At 46.6% G+C, this 13,623-nt stretch carries 11 protein-coding genes and 1 pseudogene; 10 read left to right on the top strand and 2 right to left on the bottom strand.

Annotation, left to right across the window (positions count from 1 at the left end; genetic code table 11):
* The first annotated feature begins 53 nt into the window (after positions 1 to 53).
* The gene (locus NST56_RS20015; protein ID WP_339178705.1) at positions 54 to 770 is read left to right on the top strand and encodes a Crp/Fnr family transcriptional regulator; all 717 of its coding nucleotides are present in this window, start codon (positions 54 to 56) and stop codon (positions 768 to 770) included.
* Positions 771 to 802: 32 nt separating this feature from the next.
* Here NST56_RS20015 and NST56_RS20010 read toward each other — a convergent pair whose 3' ends face one another.
* Positions 803 to 1,522: a YwiC-like family protein gene (locus NST56_RS20010; protein ID WP_339178703.1), complete on the bottom strand. Its 720-nt coding sequence runs from the start codon at positions 1,520 to 1,522 to the stop codon at positions 803 to 805.
* A gap of 146 nt (positions 1,523 to 1,668) precedes the next feature.
* On the opposite strand from NST56_RS20010, the gene NST56_RS20005 reads away from it, so the two are divergent.
* From NST56_RS20005 to NST56_RS19965, 9 genes and pseudogenes are all read left to right on the top strand, one after another.
* On the top strand, positions 1,669 to 2,145 hold the full coding sequence (locus NST56_RS20005) for a Crp/Fnr family transcriptional regulator (RefSeq protein WP_229148637.1): 477 nt from the start codon (positions 1,669 to 1,671) through the stop codon (positions 2,143 to 2,145).
* A 155-nt stretch (positions 2,146 to 2,300) separates the two neighbouring features.
* On the top strand, positions 2,301 to 5,987 hold the full coding sequence (locus NST56_RS20000; RefSeq protein WP_339178696.1) for a nitrate reductase subunit alpha: 3,687 nt from the start codon (positions 2,301 to 2,303) through the stop codon (positions 5,985 to 5,987).
* Positions 5,977 to 7,440, top strand: coding sequence for a nitrate reductase subunit beta (gene narH / locus NST56_RS19995; RefSeq protein ID WP_268446858.1), 1,464 nt, complete (start codon positions 5,977 to 5,979; stop codon positions 7,438 to 7,440). The genes NST56_RS20000 and narH overlap by 11 nt, the downstream gene beginning before the upstream one ends.
* A gap of 25 nt (positions 7,441 to 7,465) precedes the next feature.
* The gene (gene narJ / locus NST56_RS19990) at positions 7,466 to 8,020 is read left to right on the top strand and encodes a nitrate reductase molybdenum cofactor assembly chaperone (RefSeq protein WP_339178691.1); all 555 of its coding nucleotides are present in this window, start codon (positions 7,466 to 7,468) and stop codon (positions 8,018 to 8,020) included.
* A complete protein-coding gene (gene narI / locus NST56_RS19985) occupies positions 8,017 to 8,688 on the top strand; it encodes a respiratory nitrate reductase subunit gamma (RefSeq protein ID WP_168748993.1) in 672 nt (223 codons plus the stop codon). The genes narJ and narI overlap by 4 nt, the downstream gene beginning before the upstream one ends.
* A gap of 153 nt (positions 8,689 to 8,841) precedes the next feature.
* Positions 8,842 to 9,471, top strand: a complete 630-nt coding sequence (locus NST56_RS19980) for a YitT family protein (protein WP_339178687.1) — start codon at positions 8,842 to 8,844, stop codon at positions 9,469 to 9,471.
* Between the two features lie 104 nt (positions 9,472 to 9,575).
* Positions 9,576 to 11,078, top strand: coding sequence for a cardiolipin synthase (cls, locus tag NST56_RS19975; protein ID WP_339178684.1), 1,503 nt, complete (start codon positions 9,576 to 9,578; stop codon positions 11,076 to 11,078).
* Between the two features lie 88 nt (positions 11,079 to 11,166).
* Complete coding sequence (locus NST56_RS19970; RefSeq protein ID WP_339178682.1) at positions 11,167 to 12,894, top strand: ABC transporter ATP-binding protein; 1,728 nt, start codon at positions 11,167 to 11,169, stop codon at positions 12,892 to 12,894.
* 2 nt (positions 12,895 to 12,896) lie between these two features.
* A pseudogene (locus tag NST56_RS19965) lies at positions 12,897 to 13,251 on the top strand (dihydrofolate reductase); the annotation flags it as partial.
* 41 nt (positions 13,252 to 13,292) lie between these two features.
* Here the strand turns inward: NST56_RS19965 and NST56_RS19960 are convergent.
* Positions 13,293 to 13,565, bottom strand: coding sequence for a hypothetical protein (locus tag NST56_RS19960; RefSeq protein ID WP_010332264.1), 273 nt, complete (start codon positions 13,563 to 13,565; stop codon positions 13,293 to 13,295).
* Between the last annotated feature and the right edge of the window lie 58 nt (positions 13,566 to 13,623).

The following is a 13,623-nucleotide window of genomic DNA, read 5'->3' as shown; positions in this document are numbered from 1 at the left end:
ATGATTTCACGTTACAATAAATACACAACGTGACTTTTCTTCGAGGTGAGCTCATGAACTTTCTCTCTGTTCGAACATCTGATAAGGATCTTATTTCCAGTGATCTTCATCAATTGCTGGAATCCATCAGCACAAAAAGAAAAATCGAAAAACACACATACCTGTTTCGAGAAGGAATGGATGCAGAAGAGCTTTATCTGATTCAGTCAGGACTCATTGAAATCGGGAAACTGACGTCTGACGGCAAAGACCTGACGCTTAGAATCTGCCAAAAAAATGATATTGTCGGTGAATTAACACTTTTCACAGAAGAACCAAGATATATGCTCAGTGCAAAAGTGCTGGAGGATGGCGAAGTGCTTGTCATCAATAAAGGCAGACTTGAAAAGGAACTAATCCACAATGGTGCTTTGACATTTGAATTTATGAAATGGATGAGCACCCATTTGCGCAAAATTCAATCCAAAATCAGAGACCTTCTTCTTCATGGCAAAAAAGGGGCACTCTATTCCACCCTTATCCGCTTGTCAAACAGCTATGGAGTGAACCGGAGTGACGGCATTCTCATTAACATTGCCCTGACAAACCAGGATTTGGCGAAATTTTGCGCGGCGGCAAGAGAGAGCGTCAACCGCATACTGGGTGATCTCCGCAAACAAGGGGTTATTTCAATAGAGGAATCCGGAAAGATTGTACTGCATCAGCGGGACTATTTACGGTGTGAGATTGAATGCGAACATTGCCCGTTAGAGATTTGCAATATTGATTAAGTGGAAACAAGGACAGCAATATGTCCTTGTTTTTATCTTGTTAGCCAAATGCACATGATGGCGAAAAAGAAGCACGCATTGACGATTTCAAGAATGCCGATCGTTTGAACAGGCCACTTCTTTCCGTGAAAAAACCAAGCACGCAAACTGCTGGGGATAAAGGCGAGAACGGCCCAGCCCGCGCCGAAAGCTGCGGAAAGTAAGGGGAGGAGCAGGTGATAGACCCACGACCAGTAGGCAAATCCTCTATTATTCTTCTCCCGGATCACCGACTTCACATAAAATGAACTTCCGATAAAAAACAAAGCAGATTGTGCAAAAATAAACCATGCCCAGCCGTCAAGAGTTTCCGTCCCCAGCCAGCAGCTGGCGAATCCTCCTGCACAAAAGAAAAAGACGCCCGCAAAATCATTCAGCAGCGCTCGTTCATTTTTTCGCCGGGCATAATACACATGAATGAGAAACAGCGGCAGCAAAGAAAAGGCAAGCCAGATAAAAGACGGCTTATGGATGACAGCGGCAAGCAAAAAGCTGCAGGTTGGAACACTGTAATAAAATATCCACTTTTGATAGGCGTTGATTTGTTTCTTTTTTAATGCCAGCGTAACAGGATGAACAGCCAAATAAAGAAACAGCCAGCCTAAAAATAGGGGAATATGCCAAAGAACCGCTCCTCCCTTCACCGTACCGAGGCAAAATGGAATGAGCAGCATGGCCCAAGCGCCGTGCTGCTTCGGAATAAGCGCCTTCATCGAAACACTCCTTTCTTGTTTCATTATAAAAGCGACAATACCGACAATATGTGACATTCATCATTTCATCTGTGAAATACATCACTGCTGTCATGGATCGGCCGGGCTACACTAAAGCTATCCTTAGCACCACAGGAGGCTTCCCTATGAATCAGTGTGACTATTTATTTTTTTTGAAACAACTTCCTATGTTTAATGAAGTGCCTCTACCCATTGTCGAAACATTGCTGAATAACGGGACGTTTATCCGCGGGTCATGTGATCAGGATCCATCTTTTCTCCATTCTCAATCCATTTATATTGTATTAAAAGGCAGTATTCGTTTTATTGACAGCAGGCTGCCTGAAGGGTCGCAAACCGTTGCGCTGTGGGAAAAAGGCGATGTGTTTCCCGTCGATCAAAAAGGCGGGCTGTTCTTATCTCCATTCATTTCAGTCCGCACATCCGAAGACATTCTTATGCTCAATATCCCTTTTTACATATTAAAAAAAATCATGTCCTATTACCCGAAGCTGCAGATGAATTTTCTGGTGATGCTCCAGCAAAATGTCTTTTTCTCTTATGAGCTTTTTTTGCGTTATCTGCATAGATCTCAGGATGAAAACGCTGAACCCGATTCCTAAAAGGAGTCGGGTTTTTTGATCAGTCTTTCCATTCCTTCTTCTTCATGTGAACTTTCTGTGAAAAAAGGGGAGTGTGTGACATAGTTCACAAGGAAATATCCTGCCTCTGTATATAGTGAACTTAGAATACCTGACTCGGAAGGAGTGAAATACTCATGAAAAAAAAGAAAATGAGTCCGTTGTTTAGGAGATTAAACTATTTCTCTCCTATTGAGCATCAATCAAATAAACATAGTCAAACAACCTATGAAGATCGTGATTGGGAGAATGTATACAGAAACAGATGGCAGTACGATAAGGTCGTCCGCTCCACCCACGGCGTTAACTGCACAGGGTCCTGCAGCTGGAATATATACGTGAAAAACGGCATCGTCACGTGGGAAGGGCAAAACCTGAATTATCCGTCAACCGGATCGGATATGCCTGATTTCGAACCGAGAGGCTGTCCGCGAGGGGCCAGTTTTTCATGGTATATCTACAGCCCGCTCCGTGTGAAATATCCATACGTGCGCGGTGTGCTGATCAATTTGTGGCGTGAAGCATTGCAGGCTCATCAAAACCCTTTGGAAGCATGGAAATCGATTGTTGAAAATCCGGATAAAACGAAGTCCTATAAACAGGCGCGGGGAAAAGGCGGTTTTGTGCGCGCTGAATGGCCGGAGGTACTGAAGCTGATTTCAGCCTCTCTGCTCTATACAGTCATGAAATACGGGCCTGACCGGAATGTCGGGTTTTCCCCGATTCCGGCCATGTCCATGATCAGCCACGCGTCAGGCTCGCGGTTTATGTCTTTGATTGGCGGCCCTATGCTCAGTTTCTATGATTGGTATGCGGATCTTCCGCCGGCATCCCCGCAAATCTGGGGCGATCAGACAGACGTCCCGGAAAGCAGTGATTGGTACAACTCAGGCTATATCATCACATGGGGCTCCAATGTCCCGCTCACAAGGACGCCTGATGCGCACTTTTTGGCAGAAGCCCGCTATAAAGGGGCAAAAGTCATCTCAATCAGCCCGGATTTCGCGGAATCCTCAACATTTGCGGATGACTGGCTGAGCATTCGCCAAGGAACAGACGGCGCGCTTGCGATGGCGATGGGGCATGTGATCTTGCAGGAGTTTTACGTTAATCAGAAGACAGAGCGTTTCATAAAGTACGCAAAGCAATACACGGATTTCCCGTTCTTTGTCACTCTAACTAAAGAGGATGGCGTGTATACAGCCGGGCGTTTTCTTCATGCAAAGGACATCGGGCGGCAGACGGGGCATGATCAGTGGAAGCCTGCGGTGTGGAATGAACGTACAAGCGCATTCGCGATCCCGCAAGGAACAATGGGCTCCCGCTGGGACGGCCAAAAGAAATGGAACCTGCACATGATAGATGAAGAAACAGGCGAACCGATTGAACCTCGGCTCTCAGTGCACGGCATAGAGGACGAGATCGGCACGGTTCGAATCCCTTATTTCTCACATGAGGGAAACAGAGTGCTTGAGCGAGACCTGCCTATTAAAAAACTGGCCATGGACAATGAAGATGTGTATGTCACAACCGTGTTTGACTTGATTTTGGCTAACTACGGCGTGAATCGGGGGATCGGGGAGAAATCAGCCTGCTCGTATGACGATCCTGAACCGTTTACGCCAGCCTGGCAGGAGCAGGTGACAGGGATCAAAAAAGAAGCCGTCATTAAGATAGCTAGAGAGTTTGCCCAAAATGCGATCGATACAGACGGCCGATCCATGATTATTGTAGGGGCGGGGATCAACCACTGGTTCAACTCTGACACGATCTACCGGGCAGTATTAAATCTCGTATTACTGGTAGGCGCCCAAGGCGTAAACGGCGGAGGCTGGGCTCATTATGTCGGTCAGGAAAAACTCCGCCCTGCTGAAGGCTGGCAGACAATTGCAAATGCAAAGGACTGGGAGGGCGTGCCCAAGCTGCAAAACGGCACCTCATTTTTCTACTTTGCGACAGATCAGTGGCGCTACGAGGATCAGCCGGTCAGTGACTTGGCATCACCGATCGCTGGGTCATCCCGCTACAAGCATCACGCTGACTACAATGTGCTGGCAGCAAGACTCGGATGGCTTCCGTCTTATCCGACATTTGATAAAAACGGAATTGACCTGTACAAAGAAGCTGAAAAAGCGGGGGCAACAACACCTGAAGACGTTGGTGGGTACGTGGCCTCACAGCTTCAAGAGAAAAAGCTGAAATTCGCCATTGAAGATCCTGACAATGAAGTGAATTTCCCAAGAAATCTCTTTGTATGGCGGGCGAATCTGATTTCCAGTTCGGGAAAAGGACATGAATATTTTCTCAAGCATCTCTTGGGAACGACGAACGGCTTGATGAATGACGACAGCGACAGCATCCGTCCTGAAGAAATCAAATGGAGGGAGCAGGCTCCGGAAGGAAAGCTCGATTTGTTAATCAATCTTGATTTCCGAATGGCCGGTACCGCGCTGTATTCCGATATCGTGCTACCAGCGGCGACATGGTATGAAAAACACGATCTCAGCAGCACCGATATGCACCCGTTCATTCATCCTTTTGCTCCGGCGATCTCAGCTCCGTGGGAATCGAAGGCAGACTGGGATATTTTCAAGGCGCTGTCTAAAGCCGTTTCTGATCTGGCAGAAGAAGTCGATATGGACCCGGTGAAAGAAGTAGTCGCGACGCCGCTCCTTCACGACACCATGCAGGAATTGGCCCAGCCGTTCGGCAAAATCAATGACTGGAGCAAAGGCGAATGTGAAGCCGTTCCGGGGAAAACGATGCCGAACATTCAAGTCGTTGAAAGGGACTACAAGCAAATCTTTCATAAAATGACTGCGCTCGGCCCAAACGCCGCCTTAAAACCGAGCGGAACAAAAGGCATGAGCTGGTCGATAGCCGATGAATATGAATCACTCAAAAAGAGATTGGGAGAAATCACCTCGGACAGCGTTGCAAAGGGGTGTCCGAATATAAGTGAAGCAAAGCAGGCGGCAGAAGCAATTTTAACCCTATCGTCCACTTCTAATGGGAAAGTTGCCGTAAAAGCATGGGAATCGCTTGAAAACATCACAAACCTGGAGCTGAAAGACCTGGCGGAAGAACGGGAGGAAGAATGCTTTACGTTTGAACAAATTACAGCCCAGCCGAAAACGGTCATTACCTCTCCGGCATTTACCGGCTCTGAAAAAGGCGGGCGCAGGTATTCACCGTTTACGACGAACGTAGAAAAATTAATTCCGTGGCGAACACTGACAGGCAGACAATCCTATTATGTCGATCATGAACTGATGATGGAATTCGGGGAAACGATGGCGACCTTTAAACCGATCCTCCAGCATCGTCCGTTTCTAAGCAAGCGGCCTGATCAAGAGGGCAAAGAAATTGTCCTCAATTATTTGACGCCGCATAATAAATGGTCCGTGCACAGCATGTATTTTGATTCCTTGCCGATGCTTACGCTATTTCGCGGCGGGCCTACGGTATGGATGAATAAAGATGATGCGGGGGATGCGGATATCAAAGACAACGATTGGATTGAATGCTTTAACAGAAATGGGGTTGTCGTAGCGAGAGCGGTGCTGTCTCACCGGATACCAAAAGGAATGGCGTTTATGCATCATGCCCAAGACCGACATATCAACGTGCCCGGCACAAAACTGACCAATAACCGCGGAGGCACCCATAACAGTCCGACAAGAATTCACGTCAAGCCGACACAGATGATCGGCGGCTATGCCCAGCTCAGCTACGGCTTTAACTACTACGGACCTACGGGGAATCAGCGCGATCTGAATGTGGTCATCCGCAAGCTGAAGGAGGTCGATTGGCTTGAAGATTAAAGCGCAAATCGGAATGGTCATGAACTTAGATAAATGCATCGGCTGCCACACGTGCAGCGTAACCTGCAAAAACACATGGACAAATCGTTCCGGTGCCGAATATATGTATTTCAATAATGTAGAAACAAAGCCGGGTATCGGCTACCCGAAGCAATGGGAGGATCAGGACAAATATAAAGGCGGCTGGACTTTAAAAAAAGGAAAGCTCGAGCTGAAATCAGGCCCGAAAACCAACCGCCTTGCAAATCTTTTCTATAATCCGAATCAGCCAACCATTGATGATTACTACGAGCCTTGGAACTATGATTATGAAACGCTGACTAACAGTCCGCAGAAAAAACACCAGCCTGTAGCGCGGCCAAAATCGTCGCTGACGGGAGATTTTATGAATATTGAATGGGGGCCGAACTGGGAGGATGATCTGGCGGGCGGCCACATTACGGGGCTTGAAGATCCAAACGTTCAAAAGATGGAGGAGTCTATTAAAACGGAATTCGATGAAGTTTTTATGATGTATCTTCCGCGCATCTGCGAGCATTGCATCAACCCGGCGTGCGTGTCCTCTTGTCCATCCGGTGCCATGTACAAACGCGAGGAAGACGGTATTGTACTCGTGGATCAAAACGCATGCCGTTCATGGAGATACTGTGTTTCATCCTGCCCTTATAAAAAAGTATATTTTAACTGGCAAACGAACAAAGCCGAAAAATGCACACTCTGCTTTCCGCGTTTGGAGGCGGGACTGCCGACCATCTGCTCTGAGACATGCGTGGGGAGAATCCGTTATTTGGGCGTCATGCTGTATGACGCGGATAAGGTGGAGGAAGCGGCATCTGCTGAAAATGAAAAGGATCTCTATCATTCTCAATTAGAAGTGTTTCTTGATCCGAATGATCCCGAGGTTGCTAAACAAGCAAAAGAACAGGGCATCCCGACAGAATGGATAGAGGCTGCACAGCAATCGCCCATTTATAAGATGATCATCGAATGGAAGATTGCGCTGCCGCTTCATCCTGAGTACCGTACGCTGCCGATGGTTTGGTACATTCCACCTTTGAGCCCGATCATGAATGTTTTTGAAGGAGAGGGAAGCCGGCAAACAGCGGAAGACATTTTTCCGGCTATTGACCAAATGAGAATTCCGATTGACTATTTGGCGCAGCTATTAACGGCAGGTGATACAGATCATATTCGGTCGACATTAAAGAAAATGTCTGTCATGCGCCAGTATATGAGGGCGGTCCAGACGAATAAATCCATCGACCCGGCACTGATCTCCAGCGTCGGCTTAACAGCACAGCAAATTGAAGACATGTATCGGCTGCTTGCGATCGCCAAATATGATGACCGCTTTGTGATTCCGAGCAGCCACCGTGAAAACATTTCTGATTTATACACTGAACAAGGGAGCTGCGGCTTATCATTTTCCGGCGGCCCGGGCTCTTGTTTCTAACTTTTGATAAATGAGGTGTAAACAGATGAACACCACAGATCGGCAAATCGCATTCTCTGCTCTTTCCTGTCTTCTTTCGTATCCGGATGAAGAGTGGAAAGCTGAGCTTCCCGATTGGAAGGCTCTGATTCATGAAATTGGCAATCGGCAAATCCGTGAGAAGCTGCTGCGCTTTTTAGAGGCGTTAGCCTGTTTTTCACCAGAAGCGCTGATTGACCACTATGTCTATACGTTTGACTTCGGGAAAAAAACGAATATGTACGTCACTTACTTTCATTCAGGTGAGCAAAGAGAACGCGGCGTTGAATTGCTGCATTTAAAAAACACATACCAGCAATCAGGCTTCCTACAGACTGACAAAGAGCTGCCTGATTACCTGCCGCTTATGCTGGAATTTGCAGCGGTTGCGGAGATGGAAGCAGCGAGAAGCGTGTTTGAGAAATATAGGTCCAATGTGAGGGAACTGGCATCCCGCCTCGAAAAAAATAAGAGCATATATGCTGAGCTGCTGCACGTGCTGCTGGCCGCGCTGGAAAACATCGGCGTGTGTGAAAGCGTTGAAGGGGCTGTTCAGGCATGAGCGGGCAGATCCTGTGGGGCGTAATGCCATACATTGTTTTAACGATCTTTATCGGCGGCCATATTTACCGCTACCAGCATGACCAATTTGGCTGGACGGCGAAATCAAGCGAGCTGTTAGAAAAGAAAAAACTCGCGGCGGGCAGCATACTTTTTCACTGGGGCATGCTGTGCGTTATCGGCGGGCATCTAATGGGAATTTTGATGCCGGAAGCCTTGTACACCTCCATTGGCATTTCAGAGCATGTTTATCACAAAATGGCGATTGGCGCAGGCCTGCCGGCTGGGGTTGCGGCATGTACCGGACTTTTCATTCTGACGTACAGAAGGCTGTTTGACAAAAGAATCCGCAAAACCAGTTCGCCATCGGATATCCTTATTCTCATCCTGCTGCTGTTCATGATGTTGACAGGCGTTGCCGCCACGTTTCTCAACATTGATTCGAGAGGATTTGATTATCGGACAACAATCGGGCCGTGGTTCAGGGAGATCTTTTTGTTCAGGCCTGACGCCTCCTTGATGGAGAGTGTCCCCCTATGGTTTAAGCTTCATATCATGATAGGATACATCGTTTTTATCCTGTGGCCATTTACGAGATTAGTTCACGTGTTCAGTCTGCCGCTCAAGTATTTGACACGAAGCTATGTCGTGTATCGGAAACGCTTGTAAAAACCCCCCCCTCAAAGAGGGGGATTTTTTATGATAAATCGTTTGATGAAAAAATAAAAACATAAGATATTTTCTGCCAAGGTAATGGCTGGGCAGTCAGGAATCCTGTTATGTTTGTATTTGGACATAACATGTGAAAAAGGAGATTGAAGAATGAAGCTGATGTTACTCATTTTCACTGCTTGTCTTATGACAGGCGCCGGGGTCCTGACACTCAGACATTCTCACGTATTAACCGGCGGGACAGCCGGATTGTCACTAAGCCTGACATACTTGTCTCACTCCTCGTTTGCCATAATCTTCTTTCTGATCAATATCCCGTTTTATGTATTTTCTCTCATCAGAATGGGCGTCAAATTCACCCTATCCACTGTATTTGCAGTCGCAGCGCTGACTCTGTTTACAAGCGTTGATCACTGGCTGCCGTCTGTCTCTTTTTCACCGTTTGCCGGCGCGATTTGCGGCGGAGCATTAATCGGGTTCGGCCTGTCGCTCATGTTTTATCATCAGGCATCCCTTGGCGGTGCTAATATTCTCGCTTTATTTTTGCAAAAGCGCTATGGCTGGAATCCGGGTACGGTGAATTTCCTCTTCGATTTTGGCGTAGTGCTGGTCGGCATTGTCTCCGTCGGATTGCTGAAAGGGCTCTTCTCTTTAGTGTCGATTGCGGTCACGGGCCTGATCGTCAGCTTCTTCAAAAATAAAATCAAAAGCAGCTACTCCCTCAATCCGGCTTTGCTCCAGAACATCACACCCGGCCAAACACAGGAAGCATCATCATAAGCCTTTCCGCCCCGTGTGCGGAGAGGCTTTTTTCATAGAAAGGTTTAAAGGTTAGAAATAAGAGGAAATACGAAGGTAATCGGATCGGATTGGAGAGGGGACAAATGCTGAAAAGGAGACTGGAGTTTTTCTTTTTATATATCATGCTCATTGGGGCATACATCATATGGGTTTTTCCGGTTTCCAGACTTGAGTTTTACGGAGGATTGCTTTGCTATGCCGGTATTATTTTGTTCAGCATTTATTCGTTAATCCTTGAAAATCGAACATCACAGCACACGCTGTTATGGATACATATTCTTGTCTTTTTTCCGATCGCGGGCTACATGTTTTATCTGTTTTCCGGTCAGCTGTATGTAAAAGGAAAGCTGTTTAAAACAAAACGAATGTACAACAGGGAGAAGCTTCGGAAGCAGTTTGACATGGAGGAAACGCCTGAAGTGACCGGATTGAAGGACAATCAAGAAAGGTTTTTTACCTATTCCATCAGGGCTTCACATATGAATATCAACACGAAAAGCAAGGTAAAGGTTTTGAAAAACGGGGAAGAAACCTTTCCTGATATTTTCAAAGCAATGCGGAAAGCAAAATCTTATCTGCATATCGAATACTATATGTTCAAATCGGACATGCTTGGCCGCGGCATGATGGAGATTATGATGGAGAAGGCGCGTCAGGGTGTCGAGGTACGTTTTTTGTATGACGCTGCGGGCAGCATCAAATTGGCAAGTAGAGATATTATGAAAATGAGAAAAGCGGGTGTGGACATCATTCCTTTTTCTCCGCTGAAATACGGGTTCTTCAATCAGAAATTAAATTTTCGAAATCACCGTAAAATCGTGATCATAGACGGGAAAATTGGCTTTGTCGGCGGATTGAATGTCGGGAAGGAATATATCAGCAGAGACCCGGGCATCGGTTTTTGGAGAGACACTCATCTGCGGCTGGAAGGAGAAATTGTGCAAACGCTTCACGCTATCTTTATGCTGGATTGGGAATATGTCTCTAATGAAGTGTTAATTGATCAAAACGAATACAATACGCCAGTTCCCGTGGAGGGAGGAGGCATTTATCAAATCGTCGCGACAGGGCCTGACATGAAGGAGAGCATGAGTGACCTCTACTATGAAATGATCTCTACAGCGCAGAAATCTGTGTGGATTGCCACACCTTATTTTGTCCCAAATGAATCCATCCGCACGGCTTTGAAAGCCGCGGCGACAAAAGGGGTCCAGGTGCGGGTTATGGTGCCGGAGACGAATGACAGCTTTTTAACGCAATACGCGTCGAGATCGTATTTCCCTGAGCTGCTTCTAGAGGGGATTGAGGTATATTCATATCAAAAAGGCTTCATGCATCAAAAAGTGATAATCATTGACGGCGATATCGCCTCAGTCGGAACCGCAAACATGGATATGCGCAGCTTTCAGCTCAATTTTGAGGTGAATGTTTTTTTCACGGATGCCGAAGCAATCCGCACCCTAGAAGACCATTTCGAAGAGGATATGATGGAAAGTGAGAAACTTAGTCCTGTCGGTTTTTATAAAAGAGGAATGGCTGATCGGACAAAGGAGTCAGTTGCCCGACTCTTTTCAAGCGTTCTGTAAGAAAAAAGTAATACTGTCTTTTCATACAGCCCGTGTATAGTATAATTGAGAAATCTTATCAGTTATTGATGCATTGGGGGAAGATAGAGTGCTGCGGCAATTTTTTGCGTATTATAAACCATATAAAACATTGTTCTTTCTCGACTTTTTCTCGGCGATTGCAGGAGGCTTAATGGAGCTGAGTTTTCCTTTGATCGTCAACTATTTCATTGATACCTTGCTTCCGGGGAGAGACTGGGGCCTGATCATCGCGACCTCAATCGGATTGTTTGTCGTTTACGCGCTCAGCTCGGCTCTCCAATATGTCGTCACGTATTGGGGGCATATGCTCGGAATCAATATCGAAACCGATATGAGAAAATCGCTATTTGACCATCTGCAAAAGCTGTCCTTCAAATTTTACGACAACAACAAGACGGGAACGTTAATGTCGAAGCTGACGAACGATTTAATGTACATCGGCGAAGTCGCCCATCACGGTCCAGAAGATTTGTTCATCGCCATTATGACGATTCTCGGGGCGTTCGGGGTTATGCTGTTTATTAACTGGCAGCTGGCATTGCTGACGTTTATTATCATGCCGATTGTCATTTGGCTGGCGCTTTACTTCAACAAAAAAATGACCAAAGCGTTTACGACGCTGAACAAGGATATCGGAGACTTCAGCGCGCGGGTAGAAAATAATATCGGCGGCATCCGGCTCGTTCAGGCGTTCGGCAATGAATCGTTTGAAAAAGAGCGCTTTGCTGTCAACAATCAGCGGTTCCGGATCACTAAGCTGTCATCCTATAAAATTATGGCGAAAAACGGTTCCATCAGCTATATGCTGACACGGTTTGTCACGCTGTTTGTCCTCTTATGCGGAACATGGTTTGTGATTCGCGGCTCCTTGTCATACGGAGAATTTGTAGCGTTTGTGCTGTTAACTAATGTCCTGTTTCGGCCGATTGACAAAATTAACGCCATTATTGAAATGTATCCGAGGGGAATTGCCGGCTTTAAAAGCTACATGGAGCTGATGGAGACAGAGCCGGATATTCAGGATTCTCCTGAGGCGAGAGACGTTTCCGGGCTGAAAGGCGATATCCGCTATCAGCATGTTTCGTTTGGCTATGATGAGAATCAACATGTCCTTCATGACATTAACCTGACCATTCGGGCGGGGGAAACGGTAGCGTTTGTCGGACCGTCCGGAGCGGGGAAATCAACGCTTTGCAGTCTGCTTCCGCGCTTTTATGAAGCATCGGAGGGCGACATTACCATTGATGGCGTCAGCATTCAAGACATGACGCTGTCTTCCTTGCGCGAGCAGATTGGCGTTGTGCAGCAGGACGTTTTCTTATTCTCGGGCACACTGAGAGAGAATATTGCATATGGCCGTTTGGGCGCATCAGAAGAGGAAATCTGGCAAGCTGTAAAGCAGGCTCACTTAGAAGAACTTGTCAATAACATGCCGGATGGATTGGACACCGTCATCGGAGAGCGCGGCGTAAAGCTTTCCGGCGGGCAAAAGCAGCGCCTTTCAATTGCGAGGATGTTCTTGAAAAATCCATCTATCCTAATTCTCGATGAAGCAACTTCTGCTCTTGATACAGAAACAGAAGCGGCGATCCAAAAGGCGCTTCAAGAATTGTCGGCGGGGCGCACGACGCTGGTGATCGCCCACAGACTGGCGACGATAAAACATGCGGACAGAATTGTCGTCGTGACAAAAAACGGTATTGAGGAACAGGGGCGGCATCAGGAACTGATCGAAGCCAGCGGTATTTACAGCAGACTGCATCAAGCACAGTTTGGAGAGATGGTGCAGCAATAGGAGGAAAGGGTGATAACGGGTACAGTGAATTTTATCAGACCGTTGGTACTGTCATATTAGGACGGAACACATATGAACATATTAATATTCTCACACCCAATATTCCGTACGGGGAGCGTTTTACGGGAACGTCCGACACTATCATGATGAACACGTGATGCTTATCAGCGAAGACGTCAGGCATTCACGGCCGCTTAACATCTTTGAAAGAGGACGTCATCGACGATTTCAACATCACTGTTATTCCCGTTGTATTAGGGAGCGGATCCCGCTGTTTCATGAACAAAATACCGAAACAAAGCTGGGTTTACCGAACGATTTGGACAGGCGGCGCAGCTCCATCATAAACGAGCATAAGGAAAAGGATAGACATCACTGTCTATCCTTTTTTATGTAAGTTAGAGCGCTTCTCTCTCAGCGGGCTCGATCATATTCTGAAACTTTTCAACCAGCTGAGATGCTTTTGTCCCTTCAACCACAATCAGATATTCCTTTTCATTATGAGCCATGCGGAATGTCTCCAGCTCGATTAAGCTTTTGATTTTGCACATCGTTTTCTTTGAGTAAATATAAACCTCGTGGCTTCCGGAATGGCACATTTTATAAAGATGAATCAAATTTCTTAAAGTGAATGCCTGTGCGGCTACCTTTAGAGACTTGATGTTTTTCATGTTCTTTCTCCTCCATCGATTCTTGTCTTATATAGCGTATGTTCCCAATGTGTACAAA

Origin of the sequence: Bacillus sp. FSL R5-0560, assembly GCF_037966305.1 — a bacterium.
Taxonomy (GTDB): domain Bacteria; phylum Bacillota; class Bacilli; order Bacillales; family Bacillaceae; genus Bacillus; species Bacillus mojavensis.
Note: the sequence above shows the minus strand (reverse complement) of the source record. Positions and strands in the feature narration are given on the sequence as shown.

What these genes read in the sequence shown, in the direction of transcription:
- NST56_RS20015 (WP_339178705.1), top strand. Translation starts at nt 54, where the DNA reads ATGAACTTTCTCTCTGTTCGAACATCTGATAAGGATCTTATTTCCAGT.
- NST56_RS20010 (WP_339178703.1), bottom strand. Translation starts at nt 1,522, where the DNA reads ATGAAGGCGCTTATTCCGAAGCAGCACGGCGCTTGGGCCATGCTGCTC.
- NST56_RS20005 (WP_229148637.1), top strand. Translation starts at nt 1,669, where the DNA reads ATGAATCAGTGTGACTATTTATTTTTTTTGAAACAACTTCCTATGTTT.
- NST56_RS20000 (WP_339178696.1), top strand. Translation starts at nt 2,301, where the DNA reads ATGAAAAAAAAGAAAATGAGTCCGTTGTTTAGGAGATTAAACTATTTC.
- narJ (WP_339178691.1), top strand. Translation starts at nt 7,466, where the DNA reads ATGAACACCACAGATCGGCAAATCGCATTCTCTGCTCTTTCCTGTCTT.
- narI (WP_168748993.1), top strand. Translation starts at nt 8,017, where the DNA reads ATGAGCGGGCAGATCCTGTGGGGCGTAATGCCATACATTGTTTTAACG.
- NST56_RS19980 (WP_339178687.1), top strand. Translation starts at nt 8,842, where the DNA reads ATGAAGCTGATGTTACTCATTTTCACTGCTTGTCTTATGACAGGCGCC.
- cls (WP_339178684.1), top strand. Translation starts at nt 9,576, where the DNA reads ATGCTGAAAAGGAGACTGGAGTTTTTCTTTTTATATATCATGCTCATT.
- NST56_RS19960 (WP_010332264.1), bottom strand. Translation starts at nt 13,565, where the DNA reads ATGAAAAACATCAAGTCTCTAAAGGTAGCCGCACAGGCATTCACTTTA.